Source organism: Clostridium sp. DL-VIII (assembly GCF_000230835.1).
Taxonomy (GTDB): Bacteria; Bacillota; Clostridia; order Clostridiales; family Clostridiaceae; genus Clostridium.
This window is the reverse complement of the sequence record NZ_CM001240.1, coordinates 806,563-827,873: the sequence shown is the minus strand read 5'-3', so window position 1 is coordinate 827,873 and position 21,311 is coordinate 806,563. Positions and strand designations below refer to the sequence as shown.

Below are 21,311 nucleotides of genomic sequence, written 5' to 3'. Positions count from 1 at the left end.
CTTCCTAAAATCTACAAAATTTTAATTTATCGTCTATATATTACAAAATTTAATCGTATTTCTTACAAAATTCAATGTTATCCACTTTAAATGTATATTTTTTTATATAAAAAGAACTTTTTTGACATTCAAACGTTTACAAGTAATGATTATGCCTAATAATTCTTTTAATGTATGAAATATGTACTTTTATATAAAAATATTGAATTTCTTATTTTTTGCATGTATATTGGTACTATCCACATAAGGGAAGTTAAACTTGGTAAAGATAATAATTTTTTTTGACTTAAAAACTCTCATAAAGTAAAATACATATTTATATGCATTATCCAGGCCGCAATGGAAAGAGACATATAAAAAATAAAAATATATTAAAATACTATATTTAATCTCTCTTATTTATAGGATGTATACTATTTTTCCCCCTTACAAATGCAATTGCATATTTATAAGTTTATTAAGGAAATTATTTAATTAATTATTAATAATGATTTCTTTTGATACTACTTTTATTTCCATACAAATTTTATGTAATGTAAATACTAGTTCTACATTATACATTTCATAAAACCTTGTAATTGGATTTTTAGTAGAATCTCTTCCTAATAAACATCTCATTTATATTAAATTATTCAAAATTACAATTTGATTTTTAACTATTAAATGAGGTGTTTCACATTTTTTTAATATTGATTTCAATATTTTTAATATAGTTATTACTATAGCTAATTAGCCCAATAATAGATATCTTTCTGTTATTGGGCTAATTAGCTTAGAAGCAGGAAATATAATATAACTTGTATTGCTAGCTTAAATAATATTACAGATAAATAAAAGACATAATCATATAATAAATCTTATGATTATGTCTTTTATTAAATTTCTTATATTATTACAGCCACTTCACTTAATCAATATTACTAATAATTTTTTCTAAATGATTAATCATTGTTTCCACATTCGGACTTCTTAGCATAGAAATATGCTTCCCTGGCACCTCAATGATCTGACAATTTTTATTAGTGTACTTAGTCCAATTAGTATACTTCTCCCAATTAGATTTACTTTGACTAGCTTTAAAAACTATTATTGGTATAGCTAATACACCTTCCACTAACTCAGCTTCATTGTACATTCTAATGTTATCAGTATGAACTTTAACATATAAATCTAAAAATGATTCATTTAAAAGTGCATTTAGCATCATATCATCCTTAGCTTTTTCTCTAAGATATTCTTTTACTTCTTCATAGGTCAAAGTCTTCATTTTTGCTAATTCTGTTTCTTCTATTTCTAAAAGTTCTTCCATCACTGATACAACTACCATTGCCTTTAATTTTTCATCACTCATTTTAAAATAAGCATTAGTATCTGGATTATTTTCTGGAAGAGAGTCAATAATTACTAATCCCTTAGGTGATATTCCTTGTTTCTCTAATTCTGAAGTGATTTTGAAAGCTAAATTACCACCAAAAGAATGACCTCCTATATAATCAATTCCTGGTCTAAATACACTTTTGACTGCACTTACATATTCTTTTACAAGTTTCTCATCATTGTTAGAATAATTGTCTTCTTTACCTGATAATCTTGGATCTTCTAAGGCATATATGTCACCAATACCTTTTGCACTATTAGCCATATCCATATATCCCATAATGGTTCCTCCTGCCGGCGGAAGCATTATTAAATTGCTTTTAAGCTTACTATCACTTGTTCTTAGCTTAGCTACAATTCTATTTTCACCCTCTGCCATTTTATCGTTTTGCGCTTTTATATACTCTGCTATTTTACTTGGACTTTGGCAAGAGAAAATAGTTTTTAAATCAATTCTAATTCCTTTTTTATTTAATTCATAAACTAATCTTATTGCAAGTATAGAAGTTCCTCCAAGTAATGTGAACTCATCATAAGTACCAATCTTTTTAATCCCAAGTACATCTTTAAACATTTTTACTATTGTCTTTTCAAGCTCATTTCTAGGTGCAACATATTCTTTCTTATACGCACTTATATCTATCGGTGGAAGAGCTTTTCTATCTATCTTTCCATTTGGTGTTAATGGCAGTTTTTCTATTTGTAGCATATAGCTAGGTACCATATATGATGGTATTTCTTTTGAAAGTTCTTCTTTTATTGCTGCTATCTCCACTTTTTGTTCCGAAGTAACATACCCACAAAGATACTTCTCTCCATTTTCATCATTATTTGCTACTACTAACGCTTCTTTTATATCTTTAATTTTTAAAAGCTGATTTTCTATTTCTCCTATTTCTATTCTAAAGCCTCTTATTTTTACCTGATTATCTATTCTTCCTAGATACTCTATATTTCCATCTGGAAGCCATCTTGCTAAGTCTCCTGTCCTATACATCTTTGTTCCTGGTTCAAATGGATTAGCCACAAACTTCTCTTTTGTGAGTTCTTCTCTGTTTAAATATCCCCTTGCAAGTCCATCTCCTGAAACACATAATTCTCCACCTGTCCCTATTGGCATTAAACTATTATTTACCCCTAATATGTATATTTTAGAATTTCTTATAGGCTTACCTATTGGGATATTATTATAATTTTTGTCTACTTTAAAACTTGTTGTAACTACTGCATTTTCTGTTGGACCATAGTTATTTATTAATTCATAAGTCTGCTCTTTATAGACTTTTAATTTATCTGCTCCAGTTAACAACTTTCTTAAAGATTTATTTTCTAAATTCATAAATTCCTCACACATTTGTGTAGGTAAAAAGCTTATAGTTATTTTATTATCCTCATAATATTTGTTTAATGCAGCTTTATCAAGCATTATACTCTTATCTATTATATGCAAAGCCGCTCCTGCTATAATATAAGGGAATATCTCCCAAACCGATGCATCAAAACCAAAACCAGCATATTTTGTTGCCCTGTCTATTTCTGTTACTTCATAATTTTCATTATGCCAAAGGCACAAATTCACAAGAGCTTTTTGTTCCACCATTACACCTTTAGGTTTTCCAGTTGTTCCAGAAGTATATATAACATATGCTAAATCATTTAATTTTCCTATAGTACCTAAATTACTATTTTCCACTTCATATAATTTATTATCTTCCAAGTCTATAGCTTCCACACCGTAACTTATACTTTCTAATAATTTATTTTGAGTTAAAAGAATCCTTGTGCCGCTATCTTCTAACATGTACTTTATTCTGTCTTCTGGATATTCAAGATCTATTGGTAAATATGCTCCTCCAGCCTTTAATATTCCCATTATTCCAATTATCATCTCTAGGGATCTATCTACCATTATTCCGACTATTGTTTCTGCTTCTACACCTTTTCCTCTTAAAATCCTTGCCAAAGCATTGGATTTCTCATTAAGCTCTTTATACGTTAATTTCTTATTTTTATATACTACTACTATATTATCTGGTGTTTTTTCTACCTGCTCTTCAAATAGATCTACTATTGTTTTATTCTTTGGATTCTCTGCTTTTGTTCTATTAAAAGCATTTAATAACTTATCTTTTTCCTCTGGACTAATTAAATCAATTTCACATATCCTGTTCTCTAATTTGCCTGCTACATAAGTCAATATATTGATATAATGTTCCTTCATCCTTTCTATTGTTTCTTCTTTAAATAATTTAGTGCAATATTCTAAACTGAAATTTATACCTTCTTCTGCCTCTGCTCCAGCTAAAATTAAATCGAATTTTGATATAGTTAGCTCTGATTCAACCACCTTAGCCTTCATACTATTTTCTTCAATACCCAAGTCCATATTTTCAATTACAAACATCACATCAAATAGAGGATTTCTACTTATATCTCTTTTGAAATCTAGTTTATTAACTAAATCATCAAATTGATAATCAAGATTTTCAAAATCTCTTAAAGTATTATCTTTCAATTCTTTTAAGAACTCTTTAAAAGTTTTATTTCTCTCCGGATAATTTCTAAGTGCTACCGTATTTACAAACATCCCTACAGTATCCGCAAGTTCGGCTTGTGATCTTCCTGCTTGAACAGTTCCTACTATAACATCTTCTTGTCCACTATATCTTGCCAGCATCACATTATATGCCGCCAAAAGTACCATATATAATGTTGTCCCTGTTTCTTTTGCTATGTTATTTAACTTTTCTTTAAGCTCTTTATTTACAGTAAAGTTTATTCTATTTCCTTCATAGCTTTGTACTTTAGGTCTTTCATAATCTGCTATAATATCGAGTACTGGTAATTCTCCACTTAATCTATTTAACCAATATTCCTCTTGTTTTTTTATTACTCCACTTTCTTCTAAGTTATTTTGCCATTCTGAATAATCTTTATATTGCAATTGAGGTTCTCTTAGGTTCTCACCTACATACAATTCCATAAATTCCTTCATTAATATACCCATAGACACACCATCTGTTACTATATGATGGACATCCAACATGAATATATATTTCTTATCTTTGCATTTTATTAGTTTACTTCGTATTAATGGTGCTTTCGCTAAATCAAATGGTCTAATAAACTTCTTTATTCTCTCCTTGATTACTTTTTTATTTGCTTCTTCATATTGAAACTCTAGTTTCCATTCTTTATGAATTCTTTGTACTATTTCTCCATCTATAACCTCAAAACTAGTTCTTAATGCCTCATGTCTTCTTATTAATTCATTTAATACTATTTCTACTTTCTTCTCATTCAGCTTCTCTTTTATTTCTAATATCATTGGAACATTATAAACAGTATTAGATTTATCCATTTCCCATAATGTAAATATTCTCTTTTCTGCTGAAGATGCTTTATAAAAGTCCTTCTCTTCTGCTTTCTTTATTGTAATATATTCTTTTTTATCTGCTTTTTCTATTATTGCACTTAAAGCTTTTATATTAGAATTTTCAAATATTTCTCTTACCTTTATTTCTATCTCAAATTCTCTCTTGATTTTTGCTACAATTAATACTGCTTTTAAAGAATGACCACCTAAATCGAAATAATTATCATTAATACCTATATGATTTCTATCTAAGACTTCCTCCCATATTTCTACTAGCTTTTCTTGTATTTCATTTTCTGGTGCCTCATATTTAGCTTCTAAAACTTGTGCAATATCAATTTCCGGCAATGATTTCCTATCAAGCTTACCATTAGTCGTTAATGGTAACTTATCTATCTGCACAATATAACTAGGTATCATATAAGCTGGTAATTCTTTTGAAAGTTCTTCTTTTATTGATGTTATTGCTACTTCTTGTTCTGCTGTTATATAGCCGCAAAGATACTTGTCTCCATTATTATCGCTCTTAGCTACAACTACCGCTTCCTTTATTTCTTTTAACTTTGAAAGCTGATTTTCTATTTCTCCAATTTCTATTCTAAAACCTCTTATTTTTACTTGATTATCTATTCTTCCTAGATATTCTATGTTTCCATCTGGAAGCCATCTTGCCAAATCTCCTGTTCTATACATTTTAGTGCCCGGCTCAAATGGATTATCTACAAACTTTTCTTTTGTTAGTTCTTCTTTATTTAAATATCCTCTTGAAAGCCCATCTCCAGAAATACATAGTTCTCCCGCAACCCCTATTGGCAGCAAACTTCTATTTTTATCTACAATAAATATATTAGAATTTATTATAGGTTTTCCTATAGGTATTCTCTTTGAATTTTTTATCTGTTCTATATCATTAATATGATAAGCTGTAGAATCAACACAGCATTCTGTTGGCCCATATATATTAGTAAGAACTATCTTGCTAGAATTAAATGTATTGTAGAAATTTTCAACAACTTTAATTGAAAATGCATCTCCACCTATAATAAATTGCTTAACATTTAACTTTGCATTATTTAACTCAGCACTATTAATTAACATGTTAATATGCATTGGTGTTCCATCAGAAACATCCACTCCATTATAGTCATAATACTTTAATAATAAATTACCATCTAGTCTTGTATCCTTCGGAACAATGAAAAGAGTATTTCCTAGTGCTAAACATGGGAATATCTGCTTTACAGACGCATCAAACACATATGGAGACACTAATGCTACATTTAACTTTGATTTATAATTTTTATATATAGACTCAAACAATGCATTTATCAAACTTATAACATTTCTATGTTCAATCAATACACCCTTTGGCTTTCCAGTAGTACCTGAAGTGTATATAACATATGCTAAATTATTTGATTTTATTATTTTATCTAGATTACTATTTTCCTTTTCATATAATTTACTATCTTCTAAATCTATAGTCTCTACATCATATTTTATGCTTTCTAGTAATTTATTTTGTGTCAGAAGGATTTTTGTCTTACTATCTTCCAGCATATACTTTATTCTATCTTCAGGATATTCAGGGTCTATTGGCAAATAGGCTCCTCCTGCTTTTAATATTCCCATTATTGCTATCATCATCTCTAAGGATCTATCTACCATTATTCCAACTATAGTGTCTGATTTAACACCTTTTTCTCTTAAAACTCTTGCTAGAGCATTGGATTTTTCATTTAGCTCTTTATATGTCAATTTCTTATCTTCATATACTACTGCTATATTATTAGGAGCCTTCTTCACTTGTTCTTCAAATAATTCTTGTATTGTCTTATCCTTTTTGTACTCTGCTCTTATTTTATTAAACTCATGGAGTAACTTATTCTTTTCCTCTACACTCATTATATTCATTTCATATATTTTACTATCTAACTTAGAGGTTATGGAATTTAATATATTAATATAATGTTCTTTCATTCTCTCTATAGTTTCATTTTTAAATAACTTAGTACAATACTCTAAGCTAAAATTCATCCCATTATCCGTTTCTACTCCAGCTAGTGTTAAGTCAAATTTTGCTATAGTTAACTCTGATTCAATATCAATAGGCTTAAATTTCATAGCATTTTCATCCACACCAGAATTCATGTTTTCAAGTACAAACATTACATCAAACAAAGGATTTCTACTTATATCTCTCTTTAGATTTAGCTTATTAACTAAATCATCAAATTGATAATCAAGATTTTCAAAGTCTCTTAGAGTATTATTTTTTAGTTCTTCTAAGAATTCTCTAAAAGTTTTGTTTCCACTTGGATAATTTCTAAGTGCTATTGTATTTACAAACATCCCTACAGTATCCGCAAGTTCTGCCTGTGATCTTCCTGCTTGTGCTGTTCCTACTATAATATCTTCCTGTCCACTGTATTTTGATAACATCACATTGTATGCGGCTAAAAGAATCATGTATAGTGTTGTTCCAGTTTCTTTTGCTGTATTGTTCAATTTTTCCTTCAAGTCTTTATTTATAGAAAAACCTATTCTATCACCTTCATAACTTTGAACATTTGGTCTCTCATAATCCGTTACAACATTTAATATTGGAAGTTCTCCACTTAATCTATTTAACCAATATTCTTCCTGTCTTTTTATTACGCCCTCTTTCTCCAAATCACTTTGCCACTCTGAATAATCTTTGTATTGTAATTGAGGCTCCTTCAATTTTTCACCTATATACAATTCAACAAATTCCTTCATTAGTATTCCATTAGACACTCCATCTGTTACTATGTGATGAACATCCAGCATGAATATGTACTTTTTATCTTCACATTTTACTAATTTGCTTCTTATTAGTGGTGCTTTTGTTAAATCAAATGGCTTAATAAAATTGTTTATACTTTCTTTAGCAGTTTTCTCACTTGCTTCTTCATATTTATAATCCAATTTCCATTCTTTCTCTATCTTTTGTACTATCTCACCATTTACTACGTGAAAGCTTGTTCTTAAAGCTTCATGCCTCTTTACTAATTCATTTAATGCTTTTTCTACCCTTTTATTATCAATTTGTTCTTCTATTTCTACTATAATTGGAATATTATAAACAGTATTTAATTTATCCATCTGCCATAGTGTAAATATTCTTTTTTCTGCTGAAGATGCTTTATAAAATTCCTTTTCTTCTGCTTTGTTTATTGTTATGTATTCCTTTTTCTCTGAGCTTTCTATTATCATCCCTAAAGCTTTTATAGTAGGATTTTCAAATAACTCTCTTACCTTTATTTCTACTTTTAATTCTTTCTTTATTTTTGATATTATTAATACTGCTTTTAATGAATGACCACCTAAATCAAAATAATTATCATTGATACCTACATGTTTTCTATCTAGAACTTCTTCCCATATTTCTACTAGCTTTTCCTCTATTTCATTTCCTGGCGCTTCATATTCAGTTTCCAGCATTTGTGCCATATCTATTTCTGGAAGTGCTTTCTTATCTATCTTTCCATTAGTTGTTAGAGGAATTTTATCTATCTGCAGCATATAATTAGGTATCATATATGCTGGTAGTTCTTTTGAAAGTTCTTCTTTTATTGATGTTATTGCTACTTCTTGTTCTGCTGTTATATATCCGCAAAGATACTTATCTCCATTATTATCGCTCTTAGCTACAACTACCGCTTCCTTTATCTCTTTTAATTTCGAAAGCTGATTTTCTATTTCTCCAATTTCTATTCTAAACCCTCTTATTTTTACTTGATTATCTGCTCTTCCTAAATATTCTATATTTCCATCTGGAAGCCATCTTGCTAAATCTCCAGTTCTGTACATTTTCCTTCCTGGCTCATATGGATTATCTACAAACTTTTCTCTTGTTAAATCTTCTTTATTTAAATATCCCCTTGAAAGCCCATTTCCTGTGATACATAATTCTCCAGCTACTCCAACTGGCAATAATGAATTATTTTTTCCCAATATATATATTTTAGAATTATTTATAGGCTTTCCTATTGGTATTGTATGTAACTTTCCTACCTTCATCCTATCAATATGATAGGCGGTAGAATCAACACAGCATTCTGTTGGGCCATATATGTTAGTAATAATTGTTTCATTTGAATTAAATGTATTATAGAAGTTTTCAACAGCTTTAACCTTTAAAGCATCTCCACCTATTATAAAACGCTTAACATTCATTCCTACATTATTTAGTTCAGCACTATTAATAAGCATATTAATATGCATTGGTGTTCCATCTGAAACATCTATTCTATTATGCTCATAATATTTTAATAATAAATTACCATCTAATCTTGTATCCTTAGGAACAATGAAAAGAGCATTTCCTAGTGCTAAGCATGGAAATATCTGCTTTACGGACGCGTCAAAAACATATGGAGCCACTAGTGCTACATTTATCTTAACTTTATAATTTTTATATATAGACTCAAATAATGCATTTATTAAACTCATAACATTTCTATGTTCTATTAATACACCTTTTGGTTTTCCAGTAGTACCAGAAGTATATATAACATATGCTAAATTGTTTGATTTACTTAAATTATCTAAATTACCATTCTCTTTTTCATATAATTTACTATCTTCTAAATCTATAACTTCTCCATCATAGTTTATGTTTCCCAATAAATTCTTTTGTGTTAAAAGGATTTTTGTCTCACTATCTTCCAGCATATACTTTATTCTATCTTCCGGATATTCAGGATCTATTGGTAAATATGCTCCTCCTGCTTTTAATATCCCCATTATTGATATCATCATCTCTAAAGATCTATCTAACATTATTCCAACTATAGTATCTGCTTTAACACCTTTTTCTCTTAATACCCTTGCTAGAGAATTTGATTTTTCATTTAGTTCTTTATAAGTTAATTTCTTATCCTCATATACTACTGCTATATTATCTGGTGCTTTTTCTACCTGTTCCTGAAACACCTCTTGTATTGTTTTATCTTTTTGGTAGTCTGCCTCTATTTTATTAAACTCATTTAATAGTTTATTTTTTTCTTCATTTAGTAATATTGATAAATCCTTTAACTGCATATCATAATCACTGAATAAATTTTCAGCAATAATTATATATCTCTTTAAGAAACTTTCTATATATACTTTTTCAAATTTATTTTCATCGTATCTAAGCTTAATTTTTATTTCATTATCTTCTTTTACAAATACAAACATTAACTCAAACTTATATTTATTTATGTATTTTAACTCATGAATATTTTCATATATAGCTCCAACATTAACTACAGAATCTATATTTTCAATATTTAATCCATTGCTCTCTAGGATTTTATCTAGTGGATATCCACTATTGTTATATCCATCTGAAATAGTATTCTTAATTTCAGTTAGGATTCGTTTAAAATTCATATTATCATCTAATATATCATTTAATAATATGGCTTTATTAAACATATCCACTTTACTATTCTTCAATACTGGAGTCATGAAAGTTATGTTATCTTTACCTGCAACTTTATAAAAAAGAGCTTTTAAAATAGAATTTAATACTATGAATATTTGCAAATCTGCATCTCTGCCTATTTTAATAATTTTATTCGATAACTCCTTTGGAATACTTATCTCTATATTACTTATTTTATAGTCATCATTCTTATTTTTAGTTGGTATTGGAATGTCTAATTTTTCAATACCATTCTTTAATTTTTCATTCCAATAATTTAATTCTTTTCTAAATTTATCCATAGAAAGTATGGCATTTTCATTCTTACTCATCTCACAACATTCTCCCATTATATATTTATTTATTACAGGCATATTAATTAAATATGCCTGTAATAATACTAAAACTAGCTTAAGAATTTATATAGTTAAAAAATCGAAATCATCTACTTGAACTTTTTCATCATCAATATATTCTTCATATTCCTTTAACTCTTCAGCTGATAACATTTTTATCTCACATAATTTTATGTCAATATTGTTAGCTGCTTCTTTAATTACATTAATATAATGATTCTTCATTTTTTCCATAGTTTCAGCTTTAAATAATTTACTACAATAAGTTAAACTAAAGTCCATTCCTTCTTTTGTCTCTATACCAGTTAATGTAAAGTCAAACTTTGATATAGTTGATTCTGATTCAACCATTTTAATCTTCATCTTGTTTTTATCTAAACCAAAATCCATGTTTTCAAGTACAAACATTACATCAAATACTGGATTTCTACTCACATCTCTTCTTAAGCTTAGCTTATTGACTAAATCATCAAATTGATAATCAAGGTTTTCAAAATCTCTTAAGGTATTATTTTTCAATTCATTTAAGAATTCTCTGAAAGTCTTGTTTCCATTAGGGTAATTTCTAAGTGCTACCGTATTTACAAACATTCCAACTGTATCTTCAAGTTCTGCTTGTGATCTTCCTGCCTGTGCTGTTCCTACTATAATGTCTTCTTGTCCACTGTATTTTGATAACATTACATTGTATGCAGCCAAAAGTACCATATATAATGTTGTTCCTGTTTCCTTTGCTATATTATTTAATTTTTCTTTTAATTCTTTATCCATAGCAAAACTTAATCTGTTTCCTTCATAACTTTGTACCTTTGGTCTTTCATAATCAGTTTCAAGCTTTAATATTGGCAGCTCTCCATTTAATCTATTTAACCAATATTCTTCTTGTTTTCCTATCACACCATTTTCTTCTAAACTATTCTGCCATTCTGAATAATCTCTATATTGTAATATTGGCTGCTCTAATTCTTCATCATTGTACAATTTCATGAATTCTTTCATTAACACGCTCATGGATACTCCGTCAGATACTATATGGTGAACATCTAACATGAATATATATTTTTTATCCTCACATTTTATAAGCTTGCTTCGCATTAATGGTGCTCTTGTTAAATCAAATGGCTTAGTAAAATCATCTACTTTTTCTTTAACCATCTTTTCATCTACTTCTTCATATTCATAATCTAATTTCCACTCATTATGAATTTTTTGTACTATTTCACCATCCATTACCTTAAAGCTTGTTCTTAATGCTTCATGTCTTTCTATAAGCTTATTTAATATTGTTTCTACTTTTCTATTATCCATTTTTTCTTGGATCTCTAGTATCATTGGAATATTATATACAGTATTAAGCTTATCCATTTCCCATAATGTGAATATTCTTTTTTCTGCTGAAGATGCTTTGTAGACTTCTTTTTCTTCTGCCTTACTTATTGTTACGTACTCTTTTTTATCAGCTTTTTCTATTATTCTAGCTAAAGTCTTTACAGTTGGATTTTCAAATAATTTTCTAACTTCTATTTGTACTTCAAATTCTTTTTTTATTTTTGCCATAATTAATGCTGCTTTTAACGAATGACCACCTAAATCAAAGTAATTGTCATTAATACCTATGTGATTTCTATCTAGAACTTCTTCCCATACCTTTACCAATTTTTCTTCTATTTCATTTTTTGGTGCCTCATATTCACTTTCTAACATTTTAGCAACATCTATTTCTGGAAGAGCTTTTTTATCTATTTTCCCATTTGGTGTTAATGGGAATTTATCTATTTGTAATATATAGCTTGGTATCATATATGATGGCAATTCTTTTGAGAGTTCTTCTTTTATTAATGCTATCTCTACTTCCTGACCTGCTGTTACATAACCACAAAGATACTTGTCTCCATTTTCATTACTCTTTGCTATTACTACTGCTTCTTTTATCTCTTTAATTTTTAAAAGCTGATTTTCTATTTCTCCGATTTCTATTCTAAAGCCTCTTACTTTTATCTGATTATCTATTCTTCCTAGGTATTCTATATTTCCATCTGGAAGCCATCTTGCTAAATCTCCTGTTCTGTACATTTTAACTCCTGGCTCAAATGGATTATCTACAAACTTTTCTGTTGTTAATTCTTCTCTGTTTAAATATCCTCTTGCAAGTCCATCTCCTGAAACACACAATTCTCCACATGTTCCTACTGGCATTAAGGTATTATTATCTCCCAATATATATATTCTAGAATTACTTATTGGTTTTCCTATTGGTATATTCCTATAATCTTTATCTACAACAAAGCTTGTTGTAACTACCGTATTTTCTGTAGGTCCATAATTGTTTATTAATTCATAAGTCTGCTTTTTATATACCTTTAATTTATCTGCTCCAGTTAGTAGCTTTCTTAAAGATTTATTCTTTAAATTCATAAATTCTTCACACATTTGTGTAGGTAAAAAGCCTATTGTTATTCGATTATCCTCATAATATTTATTTAGTGCATCCTTATCAAGCATTATAGACTTATCTATCATATATAGTGTTGCTCCAGTTATAATGTAAGGGAATATTTCCCAAACAGATGCATCAAAACCAAAACCTGCATACTTTGTTGCTCTATCATTTTCTGTTACTTCATAATATTCATTATGCCAGAAACATAAATTTACAAGAGCTTTTTGTTCTATCATTACTCCCTTAGGCTTTCCAGTTGTTCCTGAAGTATATATAACATATGCTAAATCATTTGATTTACCTATATTATATAGATTGCTATTTTCTCTTTCGTATAAATTATTATCTTCTAAGTCAATAGTTTCTCCAGCATAACTTACACTTCCTAGTAATTTGTTTTGTGTTAAAAGAATTTTCGTGCTGCTGTCTTCTAACATATACTTTATTCTGTCTTCTGGATATTCAGAATCTATTGGTAAATATGCTCCTCCAGCTTTTAGGATTCCCATTATTCCAATTATCATCTCTAAAGATTTATCCATCATTATTCCGACTATTGTTTCTGCTTCTACGCCCTTTTCTCTTAAAACCCTTGCTAAGGTATTTGATTTTTCATTAAGCTCTCTATAGGTTAATTTCTTGTCTTTATATACTACCGCTATATTATCTGGTGTTTTTTGTACTTGCTTTTCAAATAAATCTACTATAGTTACATTTTGAGGATATTCTGCCTTTGTTCTATTAAATTGATTTAATAATTTATCTCTTTCTTCTGCACCAATTAAATCAATCTCATATATCTTACTATCTAACTTAGCTGTTACATATTTTAATATATTGATGTAATGCTCTTTCATTCTTTCTACTGTTTCTTTTTTAAATAATTTAGTACAATACTCCAAGCTAAAGCTTATACCTTCGTCTATTTCCGCTCCAGTTAATGTTAAATCAAACTTTGCTATAGTTAATTCTGATTCAGCTTCTATCAATTTGATATTCATATTATTTTGATCTAAACCAAAATCCATATTTTCAAGTACAAACATCACATCAAATAACGGATTTCTACTCATATCTCTTTTAACATCTAATTTATTAACTAAATCATTAAATTGGTAATCAAGATTTTCAAAGTCTGTTAGGGTATTATCTTTTACTTCCTTTAAGAAATCTCTAAAAGTCCTATTGGCATTTGGATAATTTCTAAGTGCTACTGTATTTACAAACATTCCAACAGTATCTTCAAGCTCTGCTTGTGATCTTCCCGCCTGAGCTGTTCCTACTATAATATCTTCCTGCCCGCTATATTTTGCCAGCATCACGTTATATGATGCTAAAAGTACCATATACAAAGTTGTTCCTGTTTCCTTTGCTATATTATTTAACTTTTCTTTCAACTTATTATTTATAGCAAAATTTATTCTGTCACCTTCGTAGCTTTGCACATTTGGTCTTTCATAATCTGTTACCATATTTAATATTGGTGTTTCTCCCTTTAGTCTATTTAACCAATATTCTTCTTGTCTTTTTAGTACTCCATTTTCTTCTAAGCTATTTTGCCACTCTGAATAATCTTTATATTGTACTAGTGGTTTCCTTAATTCCTTACCTCTATATACCTCAGTGAATTCTTTTATTAATATGCTCATAGAAATTCCATCTGTTACTATATGATGAACATCAAGCATAAATATATATTTTTCATCTGTGCATTTTACTAACTTACTTCTAATTAGAGGTGCTTTTGTTAAGTCAAACGGCTTAATAAAATTACTTATCTTTTCTTTAACTTCTTTTTCACTTACCTCCTCATATTCGAATTCTAATTCCCACTTTTTATGAATTTTTTGTACTATTTCACCACTCACAACCTCAAAGCTCGTTCTTAATGCTTCATGTCTCTTTACTAATTCATTTAATACTATCTTTACTTTTTCACTATCCATTTTTTCTTTCATTTCCAATATCATTGGAACATTATAAACAGTATTAAACTTATCCATTTCCCATAATGCAAATATTCTCTTCTCTGCTGACGATGCTTTATAGAATTCTTTTTCTTCTGCTTTGCCTATTATTATGTATTCTTGTTTCTCAGCTTTTTCTATTATTCCGCTTAAAGCTTTTATAGTAGGATTTTCAAATATTTCTCTTACCTTTATTTCTACCTCAAATTCTTTCTTAATCTTTGCTGCTATTACTGATGCCTTTAATGAGTGTCCCCCTAAATCGAAATAATTATGGTTTATTCCTATACCCTCTATTGCTAATACTTCTTCCCATATTGCTATCAATTTTTCTTCTATTTCATTTCTTGGAGCCTCATATTCATCTTCCATTATTTTAGTGATATCTATTTCCGGAAGAGCTCTCTTATCTACCTTTCCATTTAGCGTTAATTGGAATTTATCTATTTGTACTATATAACTAGGTATCATATAAGCTGGTAATTCTTTTGAGAGTTCCTCTTTTACTTCAGAAGCTGAAACTTCTTGCTCTGCTGTTATATATGCACAAAGATATTTATCCCCATTCTCACTGATTTTTGCCACTACTACTGCTTCTTTTATTTCTTTTAGTTTTGAAAGTTTATTTTCTATTTCTCCAATTTCTATTCTGAAACCTCTTATTTTTACTTGATTATCTATTCTTCCTAGATATTCTATATTTCCATCTGGAAACCATCTTGCTAAATCTCCTGTTCTATACATTTTAGCTCCTGGTTCAAATGGATTATCTGCAAATTTTTCTCTTGTTAATTCTTCTCTATTTAAATATCCTCTTGCAAGCCCATCTCCTGCAACACACAACTCTCCTGCTACCCCTATTGGCACTAAGCAGTTATCTTTTCCTAATATATACGCTTTTGAATTACTTAGCGGGCTTCCTATAGGTATATTATTACAGCCTTTAGTATTATCTATATGGTTAATATTATAATAAGTAGAATATACAGTTCCTTCTGTTGGTCCATATACATGCACTATGTGGTTTTCTCCAAGATATTCAAGTGCCTTTTTAGCATGACGTACAGATATACTTTCTCCTCCAAAAAGTACTTTTCTTATATTCTTTAAGCATTCTATATTATTATCCACAATACTATTAAATAATGCTGTAGTAACAAAGAATACACTTATCTTTTTATTCGTTATTATGCTTCCTAATTTATTTATTTCAAGTAAATCATTTTTATTAAGCATAACGAGTTTTGCTCCATTTAATAATGATCCATATATATCAAAAATAGAGCCATCAAATGCATAGTTAGATAATTGTAATAATGTATCATTACAAGTTACATCTATATAATTAGGGTTTTTAACCAATTTTATTACGCTGTAATGTTCAATTAAAACTCCTTTTGGTGTTCCGGTTGAACCAGATGTATATATAATATAAGCTAAATTATTTGACTTATTTATGGAAGTTAAATTGCTCTTTTCTTTAACATATAAGTTTTCATCTTCTAAATATATTGTTTCTCCTGAATAATCTATATCTTCTCCTACATTTTTCTTTCTTAATATTATTTTAGCTTTACTATCTTCAAGCATATATTTTATTCTGTCTTCTGGGTATTCAGGGTCTATTGGTAAATATGCTCCTCCGCTTTTTAATATTCCCATTATTCCTATCATCATCTCTAGTGATCTATCTACCATTATTCCTACAACTGTATCTGCTTTTATACCCTTTTCTCTTAATACTCTTGCCAAAGAATTTGCTCTTTCATTTAATTCACCATATGTTAATTTTTTGTCTTCATATTCTACTGCTATATTATCTGGTGACTTTTCTGCCTGTTCTTCAAATAATTGCTTTATTGTTTTATCCTTTGGATATTTTATTTCTGTTTTATTAAACTTATTTAATAGCTTATCCTTTTCTTCTGCACCAATTACATCAATTTCGCATATCTTACTATCTAATTTGGATGCTGCACAGTCTAATATATTGGTGTAGTGTTCTTTCATTCTTTCTATTGTCTCTTTTTTAAATAACTTGCTGCAATATTCTAAATTAAAGTTTATGCCATCCTCTGTCTCTGCTCCAACTAATGTCAAATCGAATTTTGATATATTTAGCTCTGATTCAACTAATTTAATTTTCATGTAGTTTTCATCTATACCAAAATCCATATTTTCAAGTACAAACATTACATCAAATACTGGATTCCTGCTTACATCTCTTTTAATATCTAATTTATTAACTAAATCATCAAATTGATAGTCTAGATTTTCAAAATCCTTCAAGGTATTATCTTTTAATTCAGCTAGGAATTCTCTAAAAGTTTTATTTCCATTTGGCTGATTTCTAAGAGCTACTGTGTTTACAAACATTCCGACAGTATCTTCGAGTTCTGCCTGCGATCTTCCCGCTTGTGCTGTTCCTACTATAATATCTTCTTGCCCACTATATTTTGCCAGCATCACATTATATGCTGCTAGAAGCACCATATATAATGTTGTTCCTGTTTCCTTTGCTGCGTTGTTTAGTTTCTCTTTTAATTTGTTATCAATTACAAAATTTACTCTGTCACCTTCATAGCTTTGAACATTTGGCCTTTCATAATCTGTTACTATATTTAATACTGGTATTTCTCCGCTCAATCTATCCAACCAATATTGTTCTTGTCTTTCTATTGTTCCATTTGTTTCTAAGCTGTTTTGCCATTCTGAGTAATCTCTGTATTGTAATTGTGGTTCTCTTAAACTATGCCCCTTATAAAGTTCAACAAACTCTTTCATTAATATGCTCATAGATACTCCATCTGCTACTATGTGATGAAGATCCAATATAAATATGTATTTTTTATCTTTGCATTTTATTAATTTACTTCGCACTAATGGAGCTTTTGTTAAATCAAATGGCTTAATAAAATCATCTATTTTTTCTTTAACTAAGTTTTCTTCTACTTCTTCATATCCATAATCTAACTTCCATCTTTTATGGATTGTCTGCAGTATTTCCCCATCTATCACATGGAAACTTGTTCTTAGAGCTTCATGTCTCTTTATTAATTCATTCAATACTATTTCTACTTTTTCTTCATCTAATTCTTCTTCTATTTCTAATATCATAGGAACATTATAAACAGTATTAGCCTTATCCATTTCCCATAATGTGAACATTCTCTTTTCAGCTGAAGATGCTCTATAAAAATTTTTTTCTTCTGCTTTACTTATTACTATGTATTCTTTTTTCTCAGCTCTTTCTACTACTCTGCCTAAACCTTTTATGGTTGGATTCTCAAATAATTCTTTTACCTTTATTCCTACTTCTAATTCCTTATTTATTTTAGCTATGATTACTGCTGCCTTTAATGAATGTCCTCCTAAATCAAAATAGTTATGATTTATTCCTATTCCTTCTATTCCTAATATCTCTTCCCATATTTCTACCAGCTTTTCTTCTATTTTATTTCTTGGAGCCTCGTACTCATCCTCCATAATTTGTGTTATATCAATCTCTGGTAAAGCTCTTTTATCCACTTTTCCATTTGTGGTTAATGGTAACTTATCCATCTTCACTATATAGCTAGGTATCATATATGATGGCAATTTTTCCGAAAGTTCATCTTTTATTTCAGTAACAGATATTTCTCCTTCTGAGGTAACATATCCACAAAGATACTTATCTCCTTTATCATCACTTTTTGCTAATACTACGGCTTCTTTTATCTCTTTTAGCTTTGAAAGTTGATTTTCTATTTCTCCAATTTCTATTCTAAAGCCTCTTATTTTTACCTGATTATCTATTCTTCCTAGATATTCTATATTTCCATCTGGAAGCCATCTTGTTAAATCCCCTGTTCTATACATTTTAGTTCCTGGATCAAATGGATTATCAATAAACTTTTCTCTTGTAAGTTCTTCCCTGTTTAAATATCCTCTTGCAAGCCCATCTCCAGCAACGCACAACTCTCCTGCTACCCCTATTGGAACTAGACAGTCATTTTCTCCTAATATATATGCTTTAGAATTACTAATAGGTTTTCCTATTGGTATATTATTTTCATAATTCTTATTAATTAAAAATGTAGTTGAAAATGTAGTATTTTCAGTAGGTCCATAACCATTTATCACCGTTATATTTTTGTTCATATTTCTTACCAAATTTATATGCTTAGGTGATAATACATCTCCTCCTGCCAATAGATATTTAAGTCCATTAAATATTCTTGGATTATACTGAGATAATTGAGTAAACAATGCTGAGGTAAGCCATATTACTGTTATTTTATATCTATGTAATGCCTCTTCTAACATTTCAGAACTTAATATTACATCCTTGTTAACAAGATATAATTGAGCGCCATTTAGTATGGCTCCCCATATTTCAAATGTTGAAGCATCAAATACTATAGATCCAGTTTGTAATATACGATCTTCCTCGCATAAATTTATATAATTAGTATTTTTAACAAGCCTAACCACACTTCTGTGTTCAATTAAAACTCCCTTAGGTTTACCTGTAGTTCCAGAAGTGTATATAACATATGCTAAATTATCAGCTTTATTTACATTGTTTAAATTACTACTTTCTTTTTCATATAACCTATCATTTTCTAGATTTATAACCTGAACATCATAATTTATATTTTTTAATAATTTATTTTGTGTTAAAAGTATTTTAGTTTTACTGTCCTCTAACATATATTTTATTCTATCTTCAGGATATTCAGAGTCTATTGGTAAGTATGCTCCACCAGCTTTTAATATTCCTAACACTCCTATTATCATCTCTAGAGATCTATCTACCATGATCCCTACTATCGTTTCTTTCCCCACTCCCTTTTCTCTTAAAACTCTTGCTAAGGAATTTGACCTTTCGTTAAGCTCCCTATATGTTAATTTCTTATCCTCATATACCACTGCTATACTATTGGGTGTTTTTTCTGTCTGCTCTTCAAATAATTGTTGTATTGTCTTATCTCTTGGATATTCTGTATCCGTTTTATTAAACTCATTTAATAACTTGATTTTTTCTTTATCACTTACGCACTCTAATCCATCAAGATTAGTATCAATGTTTTCTAAAACCTTATCTATAATGATATTGAATCTATCATAAATCCCTTGAATATCCTCCTCACTAAATAGACTTGTTCTATAGTCAAAGGACAGGTTAATGCGGCCATTTTCCTCTAAATCTCTTGCGATAATCTTCAATGGTTCATATTGATATCCACAATATTTATCAGTTAATTGAACCAATGTATCGCCAATAACCTTATCCTCACTTTGGAAGCTGTAATTTAAATATGTAAATACAATTTCATATAAACTCTCATAACCTTTTTGATTTAATTTCAAATCTCCTACTAGAATGTCATATGGATATTTTTGATGCTTAAATGCTACTCTCATTTCATTATCAATATCAGCAATTAATTCCTTAAAGGATTGCTTTTCAGGGAATATATATTTAAATGGCATTGTACTCACAAACATACCTACACCATTTCTTTCTCTTTTACCAGACCTGTTTAATATTCCTGTTCCTATAGTAATGTTTTTTCTTGAATAGGTTTTTCTTAAATACAAATTTAAAACTGCTATAAAGAAAGTATTTAAAGATGAATTGAACTGATTGCAAAATTCTCTTATTTTCATAGATTTCTCTATATTTATATCAAAGCCTATTCTCTTTCCTTCAATGTTATCATCTTTTGCATCATCAATTAACATATCAGGCAATTCAGTAAACTTTTCATTCCAATACTCTTTGTCCTTTTTAAATCTTTCTGATGCTATGTATTTTTGTTCCGATGCTATAAACTCAGTATATGAATATTCAATATTCTTATCTATAGCTTCATTATTAATCATCTTATTATAGATATCGCAGAATTGACTTGAAACAACGTTAAGAGACCAGCCATCTGCTATTATATGATGAGCTTTTAAATAAACGTAACTTTGCTCGTCTCCCAAATTAAATAAAGCCATATAGTACAACTTATTACTATATAGTGGAATCTGTTTTTTAAAATCTTCATCAGTCCATTTCTTTAACTCCGTAAAATTCTTAAAATAAAAGCGATCAATTTTTTCTTCCTTATGTTCGTCTATATACTGTTTAACATCATTATTTTCAAGTGCAAATCTAAATCTAAAACCTTCATTTTTCTCCATTATAATATTCATTACTTTGTTTAAAATATCAAAGTCAACGGTTTTACTAATTTTCAGTAATCCACCAATATTACATAAAGAAACGTCCGATATTAAGTTTTGTACATACCATATTCTCTTTTGTGGATGTGTTAAATCATAAAAAGTTTTATTATTCATTTTTCTCATACTCCTATCTTTTTTAACC

General features: G+C 28.8%; 3 protein-coding genes. All 3 read right to left on the bottom strand.

Features of this window, described 5'->3' with window-relative positions; genetic code table 11:
• Nucleotides 1-474: 474 nt before the first annotated feature.
• The 3 genes from CDLVIII_RS31025 to CDLVIII_RS03840 all read right to left on the bottom strand — a co-directional run bounded on the left by CDLVIII_RS31025 (nt 475) and on the right by CDLVIII_RS03840 (nt 21,283).
• Nucleotides 475-618, bottom strand: coding sequence for a hypothetical protein (locus tag CDLVIII_RS31025; protein WP_186005540.1), 144 nt, complete (start codon nt 616-618; stop codon nt 475-477).
• A gap of 289 nt (nt 619-907) precedes the next feature.
• Nucleotides 908-10,519 carry a non-ribosomal peptide synthetase gene (locus CDLVIII_RS03845; protein WP_050816227.1) on the bottom strand — a complete coding sequence of 3,204 codons (9,612 nt, stop codon included), beginning with the start codon at nt 10,517-10,519 and terminating at the stop codon, nt 908-910.
• Nucleotides 10,520-10,606: 87 nt separating this feature from the next.
• A complete protein-coding gene (locus CDLVIII_RS03840; protein ID WP_009168116.1) occupies nt 10,607-21,283 on the bottom strand; it encodes a non-ribosomal peptide synthetase in 10,677 nt (3,558 codons plus the stop codon).
• Nucleotides 21,284-21,311: the final 28 nt, after the last annotated feature.